18 protein-coding genes are annotated in these 23,967 nt (G+C 49.1%); 13 read left to right on the top strand and 5 right to left on the bottom strand.

The window, feature by feature from the left end; all coding sequences use genetic code 11:
* On the top strand, positions 1 to 609 hold a 609-nt coding region (locus tag B3F49_RS02410), incomplete at its 5' end, for a sodium:calcium antiporter (RefSeq protein WP_414712489.1).
* 9 nt (positions 610 to 618) lie between these two features.
* Here the strand turns inward: B3F49_RS02410 and B3F49_RS02405 are convergent.
* Positions 619 to 1,350 (bottom strand): metallophosphoesterase family protein, encoded by a 732-nt coding sequence (locus B3F49_RS02405; RefSeq protein WP_293908805.1) that lies wholly within the window; start codon positions 1,348 to 1,350, stop codon positions 619 to 621.
* A 165-nt stretch (positions 1,351 to 1,515) separates the two neighbouring features.
* On the opposite strand from B3F49_RS02405, the gene B3F49_RS02400 reads away from it, so the two are divergent.
* Entirely contained in the window at positions 1,516 to 2,622 is a 1,107-nt protein-coding gene (locus tag B3F49_RS02400) for an SLC13 family permease (RefSeq protein ID WP_293908804.1), read from the top strand.
* Here the strand turns inward: B3F49_RS02400 and B3F49_RS02395 are convergent.
* The 3 genes from B3F49_RS02395 to B3F49_RS02385 all read right to left on the bottom strand — a co-directional run bounded on the left by B3F49_RS02395 (position 2,554) and on the right by B3F49_RS02385 (position 6,339).
* Positions 2,554 to 3,834 carry a tyrosine-type recombinase/integrase gene (locus B3F49_RS02395; RefSeq protein ID WP_293908803.1) on the bottom strand — a complete coding sequence of 427 codons (1,281 nt, stop codon included), beginning with the start codon at positions 3,832 to 3,834 and terminating at the stop codon, positions 2,554 to 2,556. The two genes, B3F49_RS02400 and B3F49_RS02395, sit on opposite strands and share 69 nt — an antisense overlap.
* A gap of 582 nt (positions 3,835 to 4,416) precedes the next feature.
* On the bottom strand, positions 4,417 to 4,887 hold the full coding sequence (gene smpB, locus B3F49_RS02390; protein WP_293908802.1) for an SsrA-binding protein SmpB: 471 nt from the start codon (positions 4,885 to 4,887) through the stop codon (positions 4,417 to 4,419).
* Entirely contained in the window at positions 4,888 to 6,339 is a 1,452-nt protein-coding gene (locus tag B3F49_RS02385; protein ID WP_293908801.1) for a formylglycine-generating enzyme family protein, read from the bottom strand. It abuts the gene before it with no gap.
* A 65-nt stretch (positions 6,340 to 6,404) separates the two neighbouring features.
* Here B3F49_RS02385 and lepB point away from each other — a divergent pair, with 65 nt between their 5' ends.
* From lepB to queA, 7 genes are all read left to right on the top strand, one after another.
* Positions 6,405 to 7,412 (top strand): signal peptidase I, encoded by a 1,008-nt coding sequence (gene lepB / locus B3F49_RS02380; protein WP_293908800.1) that lies wholly within the window; start codon positions 6,405 to 6,407, stop codon positions 7,410 to 7,412.
* Positions 7,412 to 8,575: a radical SAM family heme chaperone HemW gene (gene hemW, locus B3F49_RS02375; protein WP_293908799.1), complete on the top strand. Its 1,164-nt coding sequence runs from the start codon at positions 7,412 to 7,414 to the stop codon at positions 8,573 to 8,575. Before lepB ends, hemW begins: the two co-directional genes overlap by 1 nt.
* Positions 8,576 to 8,656: 81 nt before the next feature.
* A complete protein-coding gene (locus B3F49_RS02370) occupies positions 8,657 to 9,406 on the top strand; it encodes a YebC/PmpR family DNA-binding transcriptional regulator (protein ID WP_293893887.1) in 750 nt (249 codons plus the stop codon).
* Between the two features lie 3 nt (positions 9,407 to 9,409).
* The gene (locus B3F49_RS02365; RefSeq protein ID WP_293893890.1) at positions 9,410 to 9,901 is read left to right on the top strand and encodes a crossover junction endodeoxyribonuclease RuvC; all 492 of its coding nucleotides are present in this window, start codon (positions 9,410 to 9,412) and stop codon (positions 9,899 to 9,901) included.
* The gene (ruvA, locus tag B3F49_RS02360) at positions 9,901 to 10,533 is read left to right on the top strand and encodes a Holliday junction branch migration protein RuvA (RefSeq protein ID WP_293908798.1); all 633 of its coding nucleotides are present in this window, start codon (positions 9,901 to 9,903) and stop codon (positions 10,531 to 10,533) included. The genes B3F49_RS02365 and ruvA overlap by 1 nt, the downstream gene beginning before the upstream one ends.
* A gap of 11 nt (positions 10,534 to 10,544) precedes the next feature.
* Positions 10,545 to 11,606: a Holliday junction branch migration DNA helicase RuvB gene (gene ruvB / locus B3F49_RS02355; protein ID WP_293893896.1), complete on the top strand. Its 1,062-nt coding sequence runs from the start codon at positions 10,545 to 10,547 to the stop codon at positions 11,604 to 11,606.
* Positions 11,581 to 12,621 carry a tRNA preQ1(34) S-adenosylmethionine ribosyltransferase-isomerase QueA gene (queA, locus tag B3F49_RS02350; RefSeq protein WP_293893899.1) on the top strand — a complete coding sequence of 347 codons (1,041 nt, stop codon included), beginning with the start codon at positions 11,581 to 11,583 and terminating at the stop codon, positions 12,619 to 12,621. Before ruvB ends, queA begins: the two co-directional genes overlap by 26 nt.
* On the opposite strand, the gene tmk is transcribed toward queA, so the two are convergent.
* Positions 12,611 to 13,222 (bottom strand): dTMP kinase, encoded by a 612-nt coding sequence (tmk, locus tag B3F49_RS02345; protein WP_293893902.1) that lies wholly within the window; start codon positions 13,220 to 13,222, stop codon positions 12,611 to 12,613. The genes queA and tmk overlap by 11 nt on opposite strands.
* A gap of 141 nt (positions 13,223 to 13,363) precedes the next feature.
* Between tmk and B3F49_RS02340 the strand changes: the two genes are divergently transcribed.
* From B3F49_RS02340 to B3F49_RS02325, 4 genes are read left to right on the top strand one after another with little or no spacing between them, the layout of a single operon-like run.
* Entirely contained in the window at positions 13,364 to 17,992 is a 4,629-nt protein-coding gene (locus tag B3F49_RS02340) for a hypothetical protein (protein WP_293908796.1), read from the top strand.
* A gap of 22 nt (positions 17,993 to 18,014) precedes the next feature.
* On the top strand, positions 18,015 to 20,570 hold the full coding sequence (bamA, locus tag B3F49_RS02335) for an outer membrane protein assembly factor BamA (RefSeq protein WP_293908795.1): 2,556 nt from the start codon (positions 18,015 to 18,017) through the stop codon (positions 20,568 to 20,570).
* A gap of 2 nt (positions 20,571 to 20,572) precedes the next feature.
* Complete coding sequence (mutS, locus tag B3F49_RS02330) at positions 20,573 to 23,170, top strand: DNA mismatch repair protein MutS (protein ID WP_293908794.1); 2,598 nt, start codon at positions 20,573 to 20,575, stop codon at positions 23,168 to 23,170.
* Positions 23,171 to 23,192: 22 nt separating this feature from the next.
* Positions 23,193 to 23,846 (top strand): ComF family protein, encoded by a 654-nt coding sequence (locus B3F49_RS02325; RefSeq protein WP_293908792.1) that lies wholly within the window; start codon positions 23,193 to 23,195, stop codon positions 23,844 to 23,846.
* Positions 23,847 to 23,967: the final 121 nt, after the last annotated feature.

Here is a 23,967-nt window from a genome sequence, read left to right as displayed (position 1 = left end):
CTTGATTTGGAATTTTCCTCGTTTGATGCTGCAGTCTTGCTCTTGTTGTTGGCGCTTCTTATGGTTTGGACCATTTTCAATGGCCTGAAAAAGGAACCGGATGCATTGGCTGTTGAAGTGGACCAGGCGGTACCAAAGCCGTTGACTCTGAAAAAAGCCTTGCTTTTTCTGGTATTTGGCTTGCTCTTTCTCATTTTGAGTTCGCGAATCCTTGTTTGGGGAGCCGTGGAAATTGCACAGCTCTTCGGCGTAAGTGATTTAGTCATCGGCTTGACAATTGTAGCAGTGGGAACATCGCTGCCGGAGCTGGCTTCATCAATCCTGGCTGCCAAAAAAGGCGAGCATGATATTGCCATGGGCAATGTCATCGGTTCAAACCTATTCAATTCAACCGCTGTAGTTGGCGTTGCAGGTGCAATCAAACCCTTTACCATAGATGGTTTGGTCCTCAGGCGAGATATGCTGGTGATGACACTGCTTACCATATCACTGTTTATCATCGGATATGGGTTCAGAAAAAACAGGCAGGGAAGGGTGAATAGATTCGAAGGAGCAGGACTGCTCATTGTATACGCAATCTATACAATCAGCCTGATTCGAACCGCATAAAACGAACTGTCAGCCTTTTGGCTTCCCATATGTCAGGGCATATTGCAATTTATGCAAAAGCTTGAACCCCTCCATAGCGTGTTCAACTTCCATTTGGTATCGCTTGATATCATAATCGACCCTGCAGATTTTACACGTAGCAACGCCCTCTTTGAGACTGAGGAGGGCATAGCTTGCACGGACATCCCCGTCCAGCGAATAGCCCACAGCACCAGGGTTGATGAATCGAATTCCGTTTCTCTTGAAATCTGCAGGAATATGGGTGTGGGCATGCAACACGATGTCCACTTGTTCATCAGATAATTGTTTCTCCAATGCAGGAGCAAATGGAATATTCTGGTACAAGCCTTCATTCATGCTGTACGGTGTTCCATGACAGCAGAGGAAAGAAAGCCCTTCAAGTTCCATGCGTTTTGTGGCGGGGAAGGCAGCCAGTTGTTTTTTTGCTTGGGTGTTCATGCGTATGTCAGCATATTTGACAAGCTTCAGCATGTCTTCATCCGCTGGAGATTTCCCATTCAACTCGGAGATTTTTTCCAGGTTCAGATCAGTGTTGCCTTTTATTGCTACGATTGGTTTTTGCTCCATGAGCAAGTCAAAACACATCTGTGGATCCAACCCCATGAATACAAGATCTCCAAGGAATATTACGTTGTCTGCGCCAGAGGCCTTAGCATCAGCAAGTACCGCTTCGAAGGCTCGAAGGTTTCCATGGATGTCACTCAGCACAGCACACTTCATTTTGCTACCTCCTCTGTAGTATATGCAATTACTGTACCATACGACCTTGGACAAGGAAACCTTTGCACCGGCCAACTATCATCACTTTCTTGCTTGCAGAAAGTTTAGAACCAATTGCAATAAGACCGAAAGCGATATATTGTTTTCCCGGTGAGGGTGGTGGGGATGAATACTCGCGCGATTCGAACGTTTCTACAGAAGGAACCAGTGCTTGCAATAGCCATGGTGCTTGCATTTTTTTCTCTCTTTCTCGTACCTCCGAGCTTGGAGTATATCGACTATATTGACTGGAAAACACTTGGTTGCTTGTTCTCTTTAATGGTTGTTGTTGCAGGTTTTAGGAAAATGTACTTGTTTACCAAGCTTTCTTCGATCCTCCTGACTTTTGCACATAATCCGCGTCAGGTCAGCCTGATTTTGGTGGGTGTCACCTTCTTTTCCTCCATGCTCGTAACCAACGATGTCGCCCTCATCACCTTTGTTCCGTTGACCATTGTCGTTTTTACGTTGTGCAAGGAGACAAAACCGATTCTCTTCACCATTGTCCTCCAGACGGTTGCAGCCAATGTCGGCAGCTCCCTTACCCCGGTCGGCAATCCCCAAAACCTTTTCATCTATTCGTATTACCACCTCAGCCTTGTCCAATTTTTCATTACCATGCTGCCGTATGTCGTATCCGGCGGGATCCTGACAGTCATTCTGCTGGCTTGCATTCCCAAACACTCTGAGACCTTCAGCTTGCAGGTACAGGAAGTCAAGCCGATCCACAAACCTACGCTTCTTCGCTATACGCTTTTGTTTCTTCTTTCTCTTTCTGCAGTCTTTGATATCATACCTTGGCCGATCGTCGTACTTGTCGTAGTTGTCGCAAGCGAGAAACTCTTGCTCAAGGATGTCGATTACTCCTTGTTGCTTACGTTCGTGGGTTTCTTCATTTTTGTGGGAAACATCGGTCATCTCAACCAGGTGACCGATTCATTGACTAGATTGCTGCTTGGCCGCGAGTTCTTCGTATCATTGCTAGCCAGCCAGCTCATCAGCAATGTGCCGGCAACCCTGTTGCTGGCACAATTCACCGGCAATGCCACTGAACTCCTCAAAGGAGTAAATGCAGGAGGTTGCGGTACACTCATCGCATCCATGGCTTCAGTTATTTCCTTTAAAATGTTCGCCCATTACGACGCTAAACACACGCTTGTGTATCTAGGAGTCTTCACCCTCGCCAATATGCTCTTTGTTGTTTTGTTCCTCGTCATCCATCTGTTCTGGTGACGGCAGGGATTGGTTGATCAAGGGGAGAATATTCTTTTGCTGGGCAAGAGCGACACTCTTCAGACCCCGTTGACTCAAGTGCGAATACAGATCGCTGAGCTGTTGGCTGCTATGTCCTATGGTCATCCGCAGCACATGCTCATCAACCGACCCCCTGAGCAGGGTGTTGGCCATATGCCGCAAACTGTGAAAGGTGATGTTTCTCTCTTTCAAATCAGACTCTGAAAAGATTCCGGAATGTATGAGTTCCTGAGAGAATCGTTCGCTGAAATAGTGGCTCGACACCACTGCTCCGTTTCGCTTGCTCCAAAAAACCAAGTTTGGCATGGAAACGAAAGGGTTCTCAAGCGCCAGTTCCTTGAGTGTAGTGCAAAGAAATGCAGGGCAGGGGACATAGCGTGTCTTCTTGCCTTTCGGAGCCTTTATACCCGCCTTGTCGGCATACGCTTGGTCGATGGTAATCATATCGCTTCCAATTGCGTCATATCGGAGAGCCCGAAGCTCACCCGACCGCATGCCGGTAAGCAGTGCAACCAGACAAGCCAGGTATATTCTTCTCTCGCTCTTCTCTTTTGCATAGTGCATAAAGCCGGCAAGCTCTTGTTCACTCAGGATTCCCCGCGGAGTATGGAGACATGACAGGCTGTCCACTGCCAGAGATCGCGAAGAGGGAATGTCTCCTTTGCGTTGAGCTTCACGCAAGGCGGAAAGTACTGCTGACATGCATATGTTTATCGTTGCATGATGCAAAGCTCCCTGTTCAACCAATTGAAGCTGCAAACGTTCCAATACTCCAACAGTTACTTTAGATAGTAACAGATTCTTGTCACAGAGCGGAAACACATGGTTCTCAAGCAGGTTTTTTCTCGTCCCCATATAATCGATGGAGATACTGCCCACAGAGAGGGTATTTTTTCGTTTCACGTACTCACTGACTTCCCAGGTATAGAAATCACGAAGATACGAAACCAGTGTTTGTTCTTGATGTTTCTCAAAAACGATGCCTTGCTCCAAAGCCTTCTGGCAGATGCGTATAGCTTCATCACGTCGCTTGATGGGTGAGGTTTCTACGATCCCAAGAGCCTTGCGCAGTGTCTCAACGCTTTTCTTGTTGGTGCGCTTTGCTGTGACTGGATCGCGAAAAAGAGCGTAGTAATAGACTCTTTCTCCTCGATGTATTCTGCAAAGGGTAAAAGGTGCTGGACTGGCCATTGTTCATCTCCATATTCCGCATTTGTTCAATTGTTTGTTCAATCGTCATAATCCAAGTAATTTTAATTCAATGTATAATACTATATAAATCTATATTTAACAGTACTATATCAACTAGTATTTGTCTAGCAATATTTTCATCGTACTTACTTATATAGAGTAAGTACGATATTAATAAGATATAAATTTATAAATTTAATATTGCTTGTATATGCATAGAATACGCAAAATATACATTTTTATAAATAATATAAAAGAAATATATATAAAAACTAATATACACATATATATCATAAAAACTTACTTAAATATGTTTTTAAGATTATATATATGCAATAAAATAGTATTACAGAAACTCAAATAATGTGGCTAAGAATATATATGAAATACATATTAAATGCAAAAATATACATATACAATAAAATATGCATTGCAGATAATTTATTATGACATATACTGTGTATGTGTAATTTATGGCATGGCTTCACGAATCATGCATGCACCAAACGATTGGTCTTTCAAACATGAAAAAAAATCACCAAGGAATCGTTTCCCTGGTGATGGAGAGTACGGTATTCGGATTTAGTACTGCAGCTGCTTTACTTCCCTGCGCATGTCCCTGTTCAAATCACGCTCCTTGGTTGCTGCACGCTTATCATGCAACTGTTTGCCACGGCACAAGGAGACTTGTACCTTGACCAGGTTGCCACGCAGGTAGATGGATGTAGGGACAAGCGTAAAGCCTTTCTCGATTACCTTGCGCTTGAGTCTCTTGATCTCACTCTTGTGGGCGAGCAGTCTCCTGTTTCTATTGGGGTCATGGTTATGGATGTTCCCATGTGTATACGGCTGTATGGTAAGGCCTACCAGAGTCAGCGTTCGGTCGGTGACCGTCACGTAGCTGTCGGCAAAACTGAAACGGCCTTCACGCAATGATTTTACTTCAGTACCGACCAAAGCGATGCCGCATTCCAAATCTTCCAAGACCTCATAATTGAAGTACGCCTTCTTATTCTTCTGAAGCAGCTTGAACGTATTCTTATCTTGTTTCATTTACTCATACCAGGCAACCCGGAAACCGATAAAGTCCCCGCATGCATCAGGATCGACAACTCCAACAGTATTGGATGAGATGGTTTTCGCATCATTCAAGTAACTTCCCCCTTTCACAATCGGCTGGATAGGAAGGCCGAATCTCTGGTGCAGTGCATGGGCCTTCTGGTAATCGGTGATTCTTGCCAGGGGAATGTGGGTGGTGCTTGTCAGCTCCCATACCCCGCCGAGCAAGGAAACAGGTTCCTCCAATTGGGTGGGAATAGGGGAGAGGGAAGCTGCGAATGCAAGATTGCTGTGACTCAATGCAGCGGCTGTCCACATGCTTTCGGAAGGAATGAAGACAGTCTTGCCGGTTTTTTTGCTGAGCCAGTCGCAAAACGCCTGGGCGGCATAATAGCTGATATTGTGGATGGGCCTATTGGTAATGAACACTGTTGAGGGAGACAGTCCTGCAAGGTATGCCTCATCGACCAAACCTTGTGCTTGAAGCGCCGCTAGATTGGCTTTCTCCCACATGGGGTTCTCCTGTAAAAAAAGAGCCCACTGATATTGGCTGACTTCATGGGAAGCCAAGACAAACGCAGGAGTTGTTACTTCAACGCCCGCCTCGTTGACGGCAGGGTAGGCAAGATCAACGGTTCCACCCATGACAAACCGTGCTTGAGGATAGAGATATCCAGTCAACTCAAGATCGCCTGCCTTCAGATTTCTTGCTTCCTTCTGCAAAGCAATGATTTCGCCAGGCAGGCCTGCCTTGTCAGGAGTGTTTTCCACAATGCTGTGTGCAGCAGCCAATAGTTCCTTCAAAAAGGGAGTCTGGGAAACTTGGAACTTTTGCAAAGCCTCCTGTGCGTCTGCAAGCATGGTCTCATTGGTGCAATAGAGCAGTGCCAGCTCGAGGACCTCTGCGAAGGTTTCATCAGGCACATCCATTGCGATCAAATCGGTAATGAGGTTTGTGTACACCCCTTCATACCGGGTAACAGCATCATAGTTGAGAATGGCGCCAGCTGTTTGTATCTGCTCAAGATTGTAACGGATGACCTCCAGTTTCTGCTCGGCACTCATGCTGAGTACGGGAGAGTCGGCCGTTTTGGTTCGATGAAAAAGCCACGTCAAAAAGACCGGATGGTCAACTTCCACCAAAGAGGAGGCATACGGCACGCCACCCTTCATGTAGGTGATCTCATGACTTCCGCTTTCGATAAAATACTGGTTGTCCGCAGAGCCCAGGTAGGTGCCGTCCAGCACGATGCCGCTCTCGGAAAGCGGGGCTGGGAAGGTGACGTATCGACCACCTTTGAGAATGCCGGGAAGGAACGCTATGCAAAAGATTGCTGCTGCGATAAACAGGGTATAGAGAATGAGGAGATACATGCCTGGTCTCATCGAAAAGAGGACGGGCAGTTTCACCTCCTCCACTTCTGGAAGAACGATACGTCTTTTCATACATAGTAAGGTAGCGGTCCGCCCTTGGCTTGTCAACTCAGACCTATTGTGATAGCGTGCTTGCTATGGAACAATTGTTGAGTTTTATCGAGAGAAACACCATACGGTTTCTTACCCATAGGAAGGCCTTGAAAGCCTATGAAATTGCAAACAAACCCAAACGAACCTTCATGGGCGAGGTCAAGGGATGGGCTGATGCACTGGTATTCGCCGTATTCGCAGTCCTTTTGATCAACCAATACATTTTCCAACTCTTTGTCATTCCTACACCATCCATGGATGGGACGCTCAATGTGGGCGACCGAGTCTTTGTAAGCAAAACCATCTATGGGATTGAAATCTATCCCAGCGGACCAAAAATTCTCTCCAAAAACAGACCAGTGAACCGTGACGACATCATAACCTTCTACAACCCCGAATATACCTCGAAAGGACCATTCTTCGACGTTCTTTCACAAATCATCTATATGGGCACGTTCTCTCTCGTAAACATAGACCGCAACGAGGATGGGAGCATCGCCGAACGTTTGTATGTCAAGCGCGCCATCGGCATGGGATCGGAACACATTCGGTTCAATGACGGCAATATTGAGATCAAGAAGGCAGGCTTCGCCGATTATCAGGATGACGAGAGTTTTCGTTCCTCACTGAATCTGGTCGATGGACCGCACCGCAGTATCGATGCAAGCCTTTACAGCGGCATCAAGGCATGGGGCTCGTTGTTCGGCTACCAAGAAGCGGGGTTGGACATGAACAGCGCACCATTGTACCTGAAGAGTCAATACGCATCGGTTCAGAATGACAACTATCCCGATGACATGTATGCCTTTGAAAAGGCAAAATACCGGACCAAGCATCTTTTCGATCCATCCGACAGCAGCGCAAGAAGTGCATATGCCTCCTACCGGCGCGGCATCTATGTACCGCACGACACCGTATTGCCGTTAGGGGATAATCGAGACAACAGCCGCGACGGCAGATACTTCGGTCCTGTCTCCCAGAAGAAAATCAATGGAAGTGTGCGGTTCCTCTTCTGGCCGCTGAATAGAATCAGGTACATGGGGAATAAATAGTGCTCAGCTTCCCCACCGATGGAAATCTTTCACTCTACCTGCACATCCCGTTCTGTACCACCTGCTGCAGTTACTGTGCCTTCTACTCAGAACCGGTGGATGCGACGAAAGCGTATCTGCAACCCTATGTCGACCGGCTGGAACAGGAGATACGTGCTTGCAAAGCACGCCTTGACTGCTTTTTTACCATCTTCATCGGAGGCGGGAATCCCGGCTCACTCCCAGCTGATCAGCTGCGCCGGCTTCTTGTGGCGGCGAAAGCTGATGCAAGTGATGAAGTAACCATTGAAATGAATCCCGAAACGTTCGACGAAACCTATTTCAGCCTGTTCGCAGAGGGTTTGGTGACAAGACTGAGCATGGGCATCCAAAGCATGGACGACCCTACGCTCATACGTCTTGGACGCAATGCAAGACGAGAGGACAACCTGCGCTCAATCGCACTTGCCCGGCAGGCTCGACTGCAATACGGGATAGAGCTGTCATTCGATCTCATGGTCTGCCTGCCGGGACAAACCGTTGACTTGGCGATAGCCGACCTGCATGAGATCCTTATGCTCAGCGAATCCGATCATATCAGCCTGTACTGCCTTACCGTCGAAGAGGGCACCGAACTGGCGCTCCAGGTCGGCCTGGGCAACACGACTGTGTTGGATGAGGATGGGCAAGAGGATTTCTTGCAGAAGATGTGGTCTGAACTCAGACGCTTGGGTTTTGAACACTACGAGGTTTCCAATTTTTGCCGCAACGGGAAAAAAAGCAAACATAATCAGGTGTATTGGAGATTGGACAATTACCTGGGACTTGGAAGCAGTGCAGCTTCCACGCTCAAAGAAGGGAGTCTTGCCCGCCATTATACACAAAACCAGAGCTTGCAGGAGTTTGCCTCATCACAATGCTTCAGCGGGTATGAAGAGGAACATGTGGATGCAAACCAACAAATCGAGGAGTATGTGATGATGGCTCTGCGAACCAATGCAGGGATTGACAAGCAGGTCTTTGCAGCACGATATCAGAAGGATTTCGACTGCCTCTTTGCATCAGCAATTTCCTCACTCGATTCCTCCTGGTATTCTGACACGACCCAATTCTTTGTCTTGACAGAATATGGCTTTATGGTTATAGACGAAATCCTGCTGCGACTGGCTCTGGAAATTTCGTAAGCCCTTGACCGCCTCTACCCGTTGTGATAGCTTAATTGGGTTGAGACTAATCACGCATTCTAGAAGTTAAGAGGTTCAATTATGTCCGGCCATAGTAAATGGGCTACAATCAAACACAAGAAGGGTATCGCTGATGCAAAGCGCGGTCAGAAGTTTACAAAGCTGATCAAGGAAATTTCCGTTGCAGCAAAAATGGGTGGTTCAGACCCTGAAACCAACGCACGTCTTCGTACCGCAGTCCTGAAGGCTCGCGCAGAGAATATGCCCAAGGACAACATTGACAGGGCAATCAAGAAAGGTGCAGGAGAGCTTGACAACTCCACCTATTATGAACTTACCTATGAAGGGTATGCTCCCGGCGGTGTTGCCTTGATCATCGATACCCTGACTGACAATAAAAACCGGACTGCAAGCGATGTTCGTTCTACACTCACCAAGAATGGCGGCACTCTTGGGGCAACCGGATGCGTGTCCTACATGTTCCAGACCAAAGGCATCATCACCTACGATGCGAATAAATACAGTGAAGAACAAATTTTTGAGGTAGCCTTGGAAAATGGGGCTGACGACGTGACCACCACTGATGATGTCATTGAAGTCATTACCGCCCCTGCCGATTTTGCAAACGTGTTGGAAGCCATGCAGAATGCTGGTTTCGAGCAGGAGAGTGCAGAGGTGGAGAAGGTTGCAGATCAGACTGTTACACTTGATAGTGAGAAAGCTCGCAAAGTGCTCAAGATCATCGACAAACTCGAGGAATTGGATGACGTCCAGCAGGTTTCGTCAAATCTGGAACTCCCCGATGATTTTGAGGATGGCGACGAAGAATAACGCATGCGAATCCTAGGCATCGATCCAGGATATGCACAGACAGGCTGGGGTGTTGTCGAATCGGATGGACAGCATAACCGGCCTGTTTCGTTTGGTGTTATCAAAACTTCTGCAACGCAACAGGATAGCGATCGGATTCATTTCATCGCAAAATCAGTAGGAGAGCTTGCTGTTCAACATCGGGTTGTCATCTGTGGGATGGAGGATATATTCTTCACCAAGAATGTCAGCTCCGCCATCCCGATTGCCAAGGTCATCGGGGCCTGCGTCCATCAGCTGGCACTGCTTGATATACCGGTACGGTTGTATAGTCCGCCTACCATCAAGACAGTAGTCACCGGCTATGGCGGTGCAGAAAAACACCAGGTTCAGGAAATGGTCCGCATCCTGTTGGGCTTTGAAAAGATTCCGAAACCGGATCATGCGTCGGATGCCTTGGCTGCAGCCTTATGCCTCGCTGTATATGATTTTACCCAGATAAGGATGAAATTGTAATGATCAATGCAATCATTGGGGATGTAGTTCGGGTTCAGGAAGGGGAGGTCATACTCCGAGCAGGGTATGTGGAGTATACACTTTCGGTTTCGGCGCAGACAACCAGCAAGCTCAGCAACCTTTCCTTGGAAGAGAGAAAGGCTGTGCGGCTGCTTACCGTCCTGGTGCACCGGGAAGACAGCATGTCGCTGTTCGGATTCTATGACGAAGCCGAACGAGAGGCATTTTTGCAGCTGCAGACAGTCTCCGGCATCGGTTCAAAACAGGCATTGAAGATACTCAGCGGCATCAGCGTCAAACATTTGGCCGAGGCACTTGATACTGGAAATCTGAAGCTGCTCTCGTCAATACCGGGAATCGGGCCGAAAACAGGGCAGAAAATGATACTTGCATTGCGCAATGTATTGGTTTTCGAGGATGAAGGCGGCAAGACTGGGGTGGAAAGAACCCAAAGCAAAACCGGCCTGTGGTCTGACATCGTCAACGCTTTGGTTGATATGGGCTATGATAGACGAAGAGTTGAGGAAGTAATCGACGGTTTGAGCAGGCAGGAAGCTGAAGCAATTGGATCACTGAGCCACCATGATGCAGAGCAACTATTGTTCCGCAGTGCTGTCAAACTGCTTGGATAAAGGGAGAGGGAATGGACAAACACCAAACAGAATTGCAGGATTTGATACAAAGCTCTGTGGTTTCCACCTCCTTCCAACAGGAGGCTGACAAACAGGAGAACATCCTTCGACCAAAAATGCTCAAGGATTTCCAGGGCCAACAACGGCTGAAGGACAACCTTGCTGTATTCATCCAAGCAGCCCGTGAACGCAAGGAACCCTTGGACCATACGTTCCTCATCGGTCCTCCAGGTTTGGGTAAAACCACCTTGGCAAGCATCATTGCCAATGAGATGGGTGCTGAAATCAGAATGACCAGTGCACCGGCTCTTGACAAACCCAAGGATCTGGCAGGAATTTTGACAAACGTGACCGAAGGTTCGGTGTTTTTCATCGATGAGATCCATCGTCTCAAACCAGCTTTGGAAGAGATGTTGTATATCGCGATGGAGGATTTTGAGATCGACTGGGTGATCGGCCAAGGCCCTGCGGCCAGGACCATGCGCATCCCCCTGCCAAAATTCACCCTGGTGGGTGCCACCACCAAGGCGGGCTCGGTATCCAGTCCGCTCTCCTCACGGTTCGGCATCACCTGCCACATCGATTTCTACAATGAGACAGAGCTTGCTTCCATCATCCATCGATCAGCACAAATCATGGATGTGAAGATGGAAAATGATGCCATAGTCCAACTCGCACGCTGCAGCAGGGGGACGCCGAGAATCGCAAACCGGCTGCTCAGGCGCCTCAGGGACTTTGCTTCGGTAATGGGGGATGGAAGGGTGACGATTCCCATCGTCGACTATGGTATGGAGCGGCTTGGCATCGATACCAACGGCCTTGAAACCCAGGACAGGAATATCCTGAGAACCATCATTGAGTTTTATGATGGCGGCCCCGTAGGAGCCGAGACCCTTTCCATCAGCGTCGGTGAAGCCATAGAATCACTTGAGGATTTTTATGAACCATACTTGATCCAAAAAGGATATCTGAAGCGAACACCACGAGGAAGAATGACCACGAAAAAAGCCTATGACCTGCTGGGCCTTCCCTGCAAAAGGAACATGGATGACAATCAAGGAATACTCTTTTGATCTTCCCGAGCATTTGATCGCCCAGACTCCGGTGGACCGACGAGGCAACGATCGCCTGCTTGTGCTCAACAAGCAGACCGGTACGATACTGGATGAGCAGATGATCAACTTCGCTTCATATCTTGAGGAGGGAAGTGTTTTAGTCATAAACAACAGCAAAGTGCGCAAAGCACGGGTATTTGCTGTAAGCGATACAGGCAGCCGGGTGGAATTTCTCTTCTTGGAAGAGAATCTCGACCACAGTTGGAATGTGATGGTCACCAAGACCAAGAAGCAGCATGTCGGCAAGCACTATACCTTCAGCAACACCGAAAAGAGCTACAGCCGTACCGGCTGGATAACCAAGGAAAACCCCGATGGGACCAGGACCATCTGTTTCGACCAGGTGCTTGATGAAACTTTTTTCATGCAACTCGGTCATGTGCCGCTGCCGCCCTATATCAAACGCGAAGACAGCTTTGCCGATGAGAGCAGATATCAGACGGTGTATGCCCGAAAGGAAGGATCGGTGGCCGCCCCTACGGCAGGTCTTCATTTTACCGAGGAAATTCTTGCTTCAATCCGGTCGAAAGGGTGCACCATCGTCCCGGTGACGCTCCATGTCGGGCCGGGAACCTTCCTGCCGGTGAGGACGGAACACCTTGAGGACCACCATATGCATTATGAGTCATATGAGATAGAGAAAGAGAGTGCACGCATCATCAATGCTGCAAAAGCTGAAGGTCGAAAAATCGTAGCCACAGGAACGACCAGCGTACGAACCCTTGAAAGCGCCTTCAATGAGGAAACTGGATTGCTTGCAAGTGGTCCGGGTCGGACAAATCTCTTTATCCGACCCCCCTATACGTTCAAGATGGTGGACCAATTGCTGACAAACTTCCACACCCCTGAATCGACCCTCCTGGTCCTTGTTTCCACATTCGCAGGCAAGGAACACATCGACCAAGCCTACCGGCATGCAGTATCCCAGTCCTACAGGTTCTTCAGTTACGGAGACGCAATGTTCATCTGTTGAAAAGAATCTCCTGGATCTGTGCAGCTATCTCCTCTTTCTTCAACAATCCATCCAAACGAACCAATTTCACCTCAGGGTCGAGCGTGCTGAAGATGCGTTCGTAGTTCGCCTTGACTTTCTGAAGGAACCCCTGCCTCTCGAAAAGCTCGGTCTCGTTTCCCCTGCTGCTGATTCTTCTCAGGCACTCCTCAACCGGAGTGTCGATGAAAAATACATACTCGGGGGAAGGGAACTCATTGAGGCTCGCTATCTTGTCAAAATCACACTCAACGCCTTGGTAGGAAAGCGAGGAGTAGAGGTATCGGTCGGAAATGACAAGCTTTCCAGCTTGCAGATCCTGAATCAGTCCATACACCGGATTATACAGGTGGTCTTCACGGTCGGCGGCATACAGCATTGCCAGTGCCAACGGTGTGGTCAAAATCTGTTTCTGCAACACCGAGCGAACCAAACGCCCGATAGGTTTGTCGGTTGGTTCAAAGGTAGCGCGACACGGACGATCGGACCGGTCGCACGCTTCTGCAAGCAATTGCATCTGCGTAGTGGTTCCCGCCCCGTCCAAACCCTCAAAAACTATGAAATTGGTCAATACTGAAGGCATATGCATATCTCCTATCATACGTATATGGTACGGTAAAAGCGAAGCAAGGTAAATGAGTTTTTGCTATGGACAGTCAATCTCCATCGAACCAACATGAAAAGAGGTGCCCAAGATTTCGACAATGGGATATACTGAAAAACGGTGAGATATCATACAACACTCAAAGACATTGCGGTTTCGGTTCTGGTCCTCGTAAGCTGTGCCATTCTCTGCCTGTATGGGATGGTCCATCTTGGCATGGGCAACCCAAGCCAGTATATTGCAGATCGTCTCATGCAGGCCCTTGATACAGGGAATCAACCCACCTTCAAGGCTGAGAGCATCGATCGAACGTTCCTCAAATCCCTGATCATCAACAAAGCCGAGCTTTCGCTTGCAGAAAACTCATCCATATCGGCCTCCCAAGTTGAAATCTCAGGCGGTCTTCCCGCCTTGCTCTCCTCATTCTTGTTCGGCTCGAAGCAAATTTCGGTTTCTGTCAAGCAACCCGAGCTGCTTATCGCTGACAGCCTCACACCATCCATGTTCGAAGGGCAGGACTCTCCAGGCAGGCTGAATGCCTGGATAGAGGCAAATACTGTTTCCGTAGACTTTCAAATGCTGCATGCATCCCTTGACATACCCGATTATTCAGCAGAGGTCCATGATGCCTCCCTTCTGTTGCAGCTGGGCGGTTCACAGCCATTTCCCATTGTCAGAAGCAACATTCCTACCTTCACCTTCAACTCTCCCCTAGGTTCTGGACGCCTGATCGAAACGGATATCAGCCTCGATCGAGGGGGTAATGCCCTGGTCAAAGTCGACAAGGCGTCGTTGTTGAGGCAAGGTCTGGAGGTTTCCTTCAACCAGCTGGTTGCACTGGGTGCGTTGGATGCCGGGTTGAATACGGCCATCGACCTCTCCCTTGCAAACATGAAGGCAGTTGGCGAGCAGATTTCAGTTGCAGTTCCTACGCTCTCCGGCACCTTGCGGATGCAGGAAGGAGCATTCGACTCAGCTACATTCTCCTATGACCTGCTTGAGGCAACATATGACCAGATTGAAATCGTCTCACCGACCGCCACAGTGACAGCACAAAAACTGGACCAAAACCTTTTGCTCGGTCTGGCTACAAAACAAGACTCTCTCTTCAAAGTATCCTATGGCCAAAACCTGTCCCTTGAGCTTAAGACGTTGCTTGCAAATGCGCGCTATACATCACAGGCAATGGATCTCCAACTCTCGTTGGGGCAGGTGACCTATGGATATGAAGAGTTTGTCGCAGAGCTTTCGGATGTGTATGTCGAAGCTGAATCAGAAATGCAAGGCACCACACTGCTCAACACCAATCTGAAGCTCCAAGCAAATGCAAAAGCCGAATTCACCACGAACGAGATTTTCTTCAGCTCGCCGCTCTCGGCATCGCTTCTGTATCGCAACACAGATGCATCGCTGAGCAGTTCGGCAGAATTTTCGAACTTGAATTCCTCATTTACAACGATGCCTCTCTTTGCCAGATTCTCCTACCAGTCATACAAACAAACAAGCCAATTGCAGGTCGAACTCGACTATGAGGACAAGCTGGCCATCCGTTCGGTATACGACCTGCCTTCTTCCTCCGAGGGAACCTTCCATCTTACCTCTCGGTTGGAAAACTTCCCGCTCTCCATCCTCTCCCCGACGTTTGAAGCGTATGCACCATTTATCCAGCCGTATTATCAAGAAGCCACCAACCTGATCGGAAACATCTCCTTCCAATCCTCCAAGGGCGGGGGGAGCATCCTTCCTTTCGATGGGAAAGCCGCCATCGATCTTGCCTTGCTCAGGGCAAAGGTGGGAAACGTTGAACAGGATGCAGGTTTCACGTTCCTCGCCGATATCAAGGGGGACTCGGTCTTGGTTGATGCAATGACACTTGCCAGCAGTGGATATCGTCTTGTTTTCTCCGGTTCAACCGAACTCAACTACTGGTTGCCCAGAGGAGAACTCGAGCTGCTGCGCATCGATGATGGACAACGTCTGGTTTCCGTCAATTTTTTCGATCTTCCGCCATTTTCCTATGGATTCAATGTTACCACCCCCTTCGAGCCATCCTTGCTTGCTGAAGGAACCATCCGCAGGGAAGAGACCAAATTCATTGTGGGAAGTGCACATCTCTCCCTATTCTCAACCAACTATCCGTTTACCTTCAGATTGGATACCAGCAATCTCCAGTTCTCCCTTGAGCAAGAAGAGCATCTTGTTCTCACTGCCAATCTTGCACCTCCTTTGAGTGCAAGCCTGAGAGCCGATGGTCTGGTACTGCCTGATGCTGGTTTCTTGGCCCGAACTTCCATTTTTGGAGACTTGGATGTTGAGTATTTCTCACTTCGCGACTGGAGGCTGAAAAGCAGCAAACTTGGAATCCAGGGTGTTCAGTTCCAAAACAGGCTGTACGACATAAAAACGTCCCTGACTGCATCAGAGCGCGAGCTGTTGCTTACAGACATTCAGCTGCAAGATGGTTCTCTGGTGTTTCCTGGTAGATTCAGCTATCGCGGTACCGATTTTGTTTCGCTCGTGCAAGCTTCATTCCTTGCACCTTTCGAGGCCACGTTCAGTCTTGATGCAAACGATGAACGAAAAATTTCCATTTCACTTTTGGGAGGACCGGAGCGCATAAGCGGGGCCTTGCAGCTCTCCTCACTTCCCCTGGATCGATTCTCGAAAGTCCTGGAAGGAACCGTTGTTGATTTCTCAGCCGTCGGGTACTCGGATTTCCAAAACCAAGCGAGCGTAGACGGACGGCTTTCACTGGTCCGCGGCGATGCAAGCTTCAGTTCCAACCTTGCATTCGATCAAGATGTACTGCGCCTGTATGACTCACGCCTTTCCATGCCCGACTTTTCCTATACAGGGGAAGTCCTCTCAATCCAAAACGCCACAGCGCGTTCCACAGGCAGATTTGAACACATACGCCATCTTTCGTACACCGATCAGCTGTCACAGCTTACCTATGATCTGTCCATCGATCTTTTTGACATGCCGTCGATGTTCGCACTTCCGAGCACCCTAAGGCTGATACTCGATGGAACTCTTTCAGCCAGGCTTGATGTGTCGGACATTCTTCTGTATGGAGAGGGCGGAATACATTCAGGCACCTACCTGATCAATGTTTCCGATGGATTGCTCACGATCGGCGGCGATCATTTGGATCTCATCTACGAAGGAGACTCGAAGGACTTCAAGGCAACCATGAACAAGTCGTTCGGCATCGGCTTTACAGCTGAAGGTTCTTTGGCTTCAAACGATTTCGGCTTGTCCATCACTGATATCTACATGCCCCTTCCACTCTTGAACCGTACGTTCCTCAAACCCATTTTCTCATTCCTCGACGGCGTAGCCGAGGGTGAGCTTTTCATTGCCAAGACGGAGGACGGCCTCAGGCCGTACGGCCAGCTGTGGGTCGATTCAACCCGCATGCAACTGTTCTGGCTCCCCCAGGACATCATCACCATGAAAAACATCAGTGCCTCCAGCGATGGAAGCCGGGCGATCACAGCGCGTGTTCCATTCTTCTCGACCAACAGTGTTACTGGAAAAACCATACAAGGCTATGGATGGATGGGAGCTTCCTTTGACGGTCTTCGTTTGGAAAACTACGAAATCCATGCAGACAGCGGCTCCGAAATGGTGTATGTCTGGATACCCATGCAAGGGTTTGATGCAGATATCAGAACCTATGCAGGAGGAACCTTCAACCTTTTCGGGGTTGGTTTTGAAACCTGGCTGGATGGAAAGGTCACCGTCCAAGACACCACGATGACGTTGGGCATCAAGGATCTTCCTTACTGGTATGTTGCGAACAATTTGACCACGACACACTTTGATGTGGTTACCGGCAAAAATGTTTCCTTTTTCTATCCAAACACCCCCAATCCGTTCATAAAAGCGACCATAACTGAAAACCAGAATATTTCGTTTTTGTACGACCATATCACTGACGAATTCGTCGCTGATGGAACACTGTCGTTCAGAAGCGGTGAAATCTACTACTTCCAGAAGAACTTCTTCATCACCGAAGGTTCCCTTGCCCTTCATACGGACGCACTGACCGGTCGGAATCAAATCCTGCCTACCATCAACCTCCGTGCAAAAATGACTGACTTTGATGCACAGGGCAATCGGGTGGACATCTTCCTCGTGCTTCGTGATTCAGGGCTCTCCAACATCAACCCCCAGTTTGAATCCATTCCTCCAAAGGATGTGAATGAGATTCTGGAAATTCTCGGCCAGTCCATTCTTCCCACCGGCGCCTACGGGCAAGTCAACCTCTACAGTGTCGCAAGCCTTGCTGCAGCAGCGACCGATGTTGCGGAACGTTTGGGGTACATCGATGCCGGTCAGACCACGGCCCTGACCGAGTCGATACGCATCTCCCTTGGTTTGGACATGTTCAGCATCCGCAGCAACATCCTGCAGAACATCCTCTTCGATGCACTGCCGGGCAGCAATATCGGCAACACCCTGACACCGTTGGCACGCTATCTGAACAATACCTCCATCTTCATGGGAAAATATGTAGGAAGGGAGTTCTTTTTGCAGGCGTTGGTGCATCTGACCGCCATGGACCGTTCACGGGTGAAGCGATCCTTCATTTCATCCGACCTTTCACTCGATCTCGAACTCTCGCTTGACTGGGTCAATCCAGTGGGAACTTTCTCATTCTTTACTCAACCCAACGAGTTGTCGTTTACCAATATTTTAGATACCATTGGCTTTAGTGTAACCAAACGAATAGTTTTGCGTTAAACAGGTTTATAGAGGAGACATCATGGACAAGCGCCTTACACGCTTTCTTGTAAGCATCGTGCTTATTTCGGCCCTTTCTTTTTCCTTCCTTTCTGCTGCTGATACCGACCCTTGGTATGTAGGCAAGCGGATTGCATCTTTTTCCAACAGCGGTTTGCAAAATGTGAAGGAAAGTGTTGTCTTGGACATTCAGTACAAGTATCTGGGAAAACCCTTTAGCGATGAGCTGTTTAATGAACTGCAGGGTGAACTTTACGGTTTGGAACACTTCTTGTACTTTCTCGCAGATGCCCGGAGAACAGGGGAGGGCGACAACGAGCTGCAAATAGCAATGACCTTCTACGAACTGCCGTATATCAAGACGACAACCATTGAAGGCAACCAGGGAATCAAGACCAAGGATATCACCGAGGTCCTTTTGGCAAAGGAGGGGCTGTTCATTGATGAGCAGAATATCGAGTTGTCCAAACAGAAGATACTCGCCTTATACCAGGAGAAAGGATACGCCGACGCCCAAGTCGAGAGTGAATATGTCATTGACGAGGCCACCAATACTGCAGATTTGAAGTATATCATCAAAGAGAATCAGCAAAAACGGATTGGTCAGATTGTCTTTGAAGGAAATGAGAAGCTTTCTTCGGATATGCTCTCCAAGCAGCTTTCTTCAAAGCAGGTAAGCTATTTCAATTCCGGGTACTACAATCCATCGACCATTGAAACCGACAAGCAGAAGATCATCACCTTCTATCAGAGTAGAGGGTATATCGATGCCGCGATTACCGATGTTCGTACAGAGGATATCAGCACCGAGGACGACACCTACACCCGCCTCAGGGTTGTGTTCACTATAGAGGAAGGAGAACAGTGGTTCTTCGGCGGCATCGAGGTTGAAGGAAACACGGTTTTCAGCGACGAGCAGTTCCAGTCGCTCATTTCCATGCGAAAGGGTGCGGTACTCGATGTATCGCGTGTCCAACGGGAAATCACCGCAATCACCGACCTGTATTGGAACAACGGCTATATTTTCAACCTGATATCCAGCGACCTCATCCGCAATGAAGAGGAAAAGACTGTCACCTATATTCTCAAGGTACAGGAGAATCAACAGGCGGTCATCGAGGACATCCGCATCGAAGGACTTACGAAGACAAAACCCTATGTTTTCGAACGGGAACTCACCTTCGCAAAGGGCGATATTTTTTCCAAGGAAAAGCTTATCCGAAGCGCCCAGAACATTTACAACACCCTGATTGTCACCGATGTGCAGTTTGACATCATCAACGGAACAGAAGAGGGTAGTGTGATTCCAGTATTCACCGTCGTCGAAGGAAACCAAATGGACATCCAGTTCGGGGCAACCTTCGGAGGCAACGTAGATGGATTCCCTGTTTCAGGATTCCTGCAATGGTCGGACAAGAACCTTGGGGGAACAGGACGGGACCTGGCGGTCGCCACCAATCTCAGCCCCGATACCCAGAACATCTCGATTTCCTTCACCGATGGATGGTTTGGAAACAGGAGATGGTCGAACGGATTGTCATTCAATTTTGAGCGCAGCGTCAAGGAAAACATCCTGCAGCGAGGTATAGGCAGCAAGTACTATACCGGTCACGATGAAACGAATATTGAGGAGAATCCATTCCCCTACGGATATGACAGTTATGCAAGCTATCTCGCCGCGGACCAGGCCCTGCCATCCTCTCGCTATCTGATGACATACACCTACTATCGCATCTCCTTGGGCTATAATACCGGCTATACGTTCATGTTCCAACCCGGCTCATTGAATGTTGGGGGAGGCATTGCTGTAGGCTTGAATTATGCGCAGTACGATGACAATGTCTATGATCCCTATGAGCGATTGATCAAGTTGTACCATGACACGTGGCAGTTCAGCAATCGGCTGACGCTCTCCTTTGCCTGGGACGGTCGCGATTTGATCGAGAACACCAGCCGTGGATACTACCTGAGTCAGGCCTTCACCTACGCCGGAGGCATCCTGGGCGGGCTTTCCAACTATATCCGCACCTCGAGTTCGGCCAGTGGATACCTCACCCTGTTTACTTTCGACCTGAATGAGAAGCAGGCGAACGTTGTATTGGGAGTCACCACCAGCCTGAGTGCAATGCTTCCCCAGTACTCCAAGCACTATGATACCGGCGTTTGGGACTGGTACGATGCCAAGGAAGGGGCGACACGCTACGAGATGCTGTACATCGACGGCATGAATACAGGTCGAGGCTTTCAAGTCATATTCGACCAGGCTTACTTGTGGGACAATCAGGTTTCCATCAGCTGGCCGCTTGCACAGAATGTACTCTCAGCGGAACTGTACGCCAGCGCCACCGGTGTCAGCCCGGACCTGAATACAATCAAGGCAACCGATCTGGCTTGGTATTTCTCGATGGGAGCCGGCGTCAAGCTCAAGGTTCCCGGTTTTCCGTTGGGATTGTACTTGGTCAAGAATGCCACCTATATCGATGATGCATTCTCCTGGGTGGGAGGCAACATCTTCAAGGGCACCAGTGCTGACAGCGGTCTGTCTCTGGTTCTTGCAATCACTACCACGTTGTACTAGCCATGGATGGAGAAGCCGAGAAATTGACTCCCATGATGGTGCAATACCGTCAGATAAAGGAGCAGCATCAACAGACCATCCTCTTCTTCCGTCTCGGGGATTTTTATGAGATGTTCGAAGAGGATGCAGTTGAGGTTTCTCGTCTACTCAATCTCACCTTGACAAAACGCAACGGCCAGCCGATGTGCGGGATTCCCTACCATGCGGCAAAAGTCTATATCAAGCGTCTCTTGGAAGCCGGAAAGAAAATCGCCATCTGCGAGCAGACTGAGCTGCCTGAAGGAGGCCGACAGCTGGCAAAGCGGGAAGTGGTGCAGGTTGTGACACCCGCAACAGTGGTGGAGGAGGACTTTCTTGAAGCGAACTGCGACAGTTTTGTCTTGAGTATTTCGTTTCAAAAACAAGGTCTTGCAATAAGTTATGCAGATATCACCAGCGGACAGTTCATGCTGCGCATGATCGAGAAGGACAGCCGGTATGCGATGCTGCTCAGCGTCCTACAACAAGTAAATCCCAGGGAGATTTTGGTAAATGAGGATGATTATTTTCTTCATCAAGATTTCCAAATCCTGATGGATGCCCATCCTGCGATGGTCACCAAGCTTCCCTCCTGGCATTTTTCCCTTGCAGAAGGATATCAACGACTCTGCAGCCAAATCGGGTCCTCATCACTGAAAGCTTTTGGTCTTGAAGAGAAGAATCAGATGCTCAGCAGTGCAGGCGCACTCTTGTGGTATCTCCAGGAGACGGCAAAAACACGTCTCAACCAGATTGAAGGCTATACAGTCGTCCCCGAATCGCAGTTTCTGCACATCGATGAAGCCAGCCGCAAGAGTCTTGAGCTGTTGACCAATCTCTCCGATGGATCGGAGAAATACACCCTCTATGCATCCATCAATGCAACGCTGACCAGCATGGGGGCCAGGCAGCTGAAACAGTGGATAACAAGCCCGCTTACCGATATTGCACAGATTGAGTCCCGCCAGTATTGGGTTACGCTCTTGTACGAGGACCGTGATGAACTTGCACGGGTTCGTTCACATCTGAAACAAGTATTGGATTTGCAAAGGCTCTCCAGCCGGTTGGCTATGCATCGACATCTGAGCAAGGATTTGGTTGGCATCAGCCAAACCGTCCGCTCATTTTTCAATCTTGCCGATGTTCGCTATCAAAAGCTCTTGGGGGAGGGACTTGACCAGAAGAGCCTTGAAGCGTTGGCCATCATGGCAAAACATATTGCAGATGGCATTTCTTTTGAGCATCAAGGACCGTTCGAGGAAGGGAAAGTCATCGTTTCCGGTTTTGACGCAGAGCTTGATGCATTGCGGTCCATCAAAGGCGGCGGCAAAGCAATCTTGGATGCGTATTTGGATAAAATCAGGCAGGAAACCGGTATCACCACCCTCAGGCTTTCTTCCAACAAGATTCTCGGCCACTATATCGAGGTTTCCAAAGCCCAGGCTGACAAAGTTCCCCCTTCCTTCTACCGCAAGCAAACACTGGTCAATGCTGAACGCTTTACCAGTGATGAGCTGATGGCGTGTGAGCAAAAAATCCTTGCCAGCGCTTTTGAGGCGGAAAAACGGGAACGGCATGTATATGAAGCTTTGGTTGAAGAAGTGATGAATCTGCAGCAGCCCCTCGTAGCAATCAGCCGCTTCCTCAGCAATCTGGATTGCCTGCAGAGCTTTGCTTCAACGGCAATCACCCACTCCTATTGCAAACCCGTGTTTACCGATGAGGATGTGCTTGAGTTTGAGGGAGGAAGGCACCCGGTTGTGGAACAATACCTTGGAACCGGGCAGTTTGTCGCAAACGATCTTTTTATCAACAGCGCCGGCAAGCGGTTCTGCCTGATAACCGGTCCCAACATGGCCGGCAAGTCCACCTTCCTCAGGCAGACGGCTCTCTTGGTGCTGCTCAGCCAAATCGGCAGTTACGTACCAGCTTCCAAAGCCCGCTTGGGAATTGTGGACAAGCTGTACTGCCGGGTGGGGGCGAGCGACAATTTGGCCCGCGGGGAATCCACCTTCCTGGTGGAGATGCAGGAAGCTGCGCACATTTTACGTACCGCAAGCAGGAACTCCCTGGTCATCATCGATGAGTTGGGTAGGGGCACCAGCACCCAGGACGGCATGTCCATCGCCTACGCCGTGATGCAAAAGCTCTTGCTCATGCAATCGAAAACGCTCTTTGCAACCCATTATCACGAGCTTGCCAGAATTGATACTTCTGCCATTCAGTTGCTTACCCTGCAAGTTTCCGAGCAGGGTGGGCAGGTACGCTTTTTGCGGAGGGTGATTGAGGGAATTGCAAATTCATCCTACGGCCTCAATGTAGCGAGGATGGCAGGCATCGGCAGGGAAGTGCTCGCCCATGCCCGAACATTCCAGAAGCAGCATTTTGCCGAGTATGATCTTATGTCCATCCAGCCCGATTTGTTCAGTGCCGTCAGTGAGGACTCCTCACAGCAGGTCTACTATGATGAAACCGAACAGGAAGTACTGCATCAGTTGCGGTCTTTCTCGATAGAGCAGTCTACGCCGCTGCAAGCTGTATTGTTCTTGAAAGAACTTCAGGAGAAACTGCAAGCGAAATGACGTTGGTCGCACCTTGCAAGGTATGTGGTGCCTCTCATGCAATTCCCTCACTGATTCTCTGCTTTGCCCTGTTTGCAAGAAAAAGCTTGCTTCGCTTTCCTTCGCACAACTCTATGAGCACAGGTGCCCGACCTGCGGCACGCCCGTTCTTGATCCAATTTACGGCTGTGGGTTCTGTCAGGATGCCTTGCTTTCCTATGGTGTGTACGACGGGGTGCTTGAGCATTTGATCACCCGCTACAAACATGCCGGGCACATCCAGGGTGCCTGGCAATTGGCAGAGTTGTTCATTCCCTTGGTCGCTCGTTTCGGCTCCCCGATTCTCATCCCCATTCCTTCCTCCCGATCAGGCAGGCGGTCGCTGGGGTACGACCACATGGCTTTGGTGACGTGGATTCTCTGCAAAAAAATGCATCTTCGGTCTATTCGATTGCTGGCACAGCAACCAAAAGGCCACTATACCTTGTTGTCGCGCACGCAAAGGCAACAAACGAGCAATCTGGTATTCAGGGAAAAGAATGTGAGGCGCATGGAGTCTCTGGTTCAATCACAAGACAATACATTCCTCATTCTTGATGATATCTATACCACTGGAAACACGTGCAGAAGGGCTCGTGAACTCATACAATCGGCATGGGATGTTCCTGTTGGTTTCTGCATACTGGCTCGGGCATGAACCCACTCACAAATGATGGCCGCCCACGCGGCCATCCATCCCATCAAATCAACTACTTGAAATTCTCGTTGTACTCCTTTTCAAGATCGGCTTTGGTTTCGGCCATTACCGTATAGACATC

This window comes from Sphaerochaeta sp. UBA5836 (assembly GCF_002432845.1).
Taxonomy (GTDB): Bacteria; Spirochaetota; Spirochaetia; order Sphaerochaetales; family Sphaerochaetaceae; genus Sphaerochaeta.
Note: the sequence above shows the minus strand (reverse complement) of the source record. Positions and strands in the feature narration are given on the sequence as shown.